Annotated in this window: 1 protein-coding gene; it reads right to left on the reverse strand. The window is 56.1% G+C overall.

What is annotated here, in order from left to right:
* Window positions 1-377: radical SAM protein (locus tag H6M51_RS24220; protein ID WP_348644575.1), on the reverse strand; the 377-nt coding region annotated here is incomplete at its 3' end.
* Between the last annotated feature and the right edge of the window lie 247 nt (window positions 378-624).

Raw genomic sequence — 624 nt, forward strand, 5'->3', positions numbered from 1 at the left:
AGCGTGGTAGTCAGATCGAGGAACTCCTCCGGCGTCATGATCGTGGGTGTGCCGCCGCCGAAGTGAATGTCGCTGACATCCTGTCGCCGCCCGATGGCTTTTGCTACCAGCCTGATTTCCTGTTTCAGCACGGTCAGATAGTCGAGGATCGGTGCGTCCTTCTGGGTGATCGTGGTGTGGCAGCCGCAATACCAGCACATGGATCGACAGAAGGGCACGTGAAGGTAAAGCGACACCGGTTCGCTTTTGGGGATGTTCGCCAGCCAATCACGATAGGTGCCTGCTCCAATACTGGGCGAGAAGCGGGGCGCCGTCGGATAACTTGTGTAACGGGGCAGGCGGCTTTCGCCATAACGGCGGATAATCTCTGTGTTCATTGTATCGCTCCGGTTCGGTGCCCTAACGATAGTGCCAGGTGCCATCGCTTCGTTGTCGAAAGGCAAACAGGAACACTGCTTTCCTGGTTTTGCTTGTTACAGCACAACGAAGCCTAGGCGCCGGTGCTTCAGTATCCTGCGGTGCAGCTTACGCTGCATGCGACTCCCGCAACTTGCATTGAAGAAAGCCAGCGAATGACTGTTGTTGAAGATCATATTCTCAAGCTCGACGTGCGCGAGATTCCGC

It is taken from the genome of Rhizobium sp. AQ_MP (assembly GCF_014237835.1).
GTDB lineage: Bacteria > Pseudomonadota > Alphaproteobacteria > Rhizobiales > Rhizobiaceae > Allorhizobium.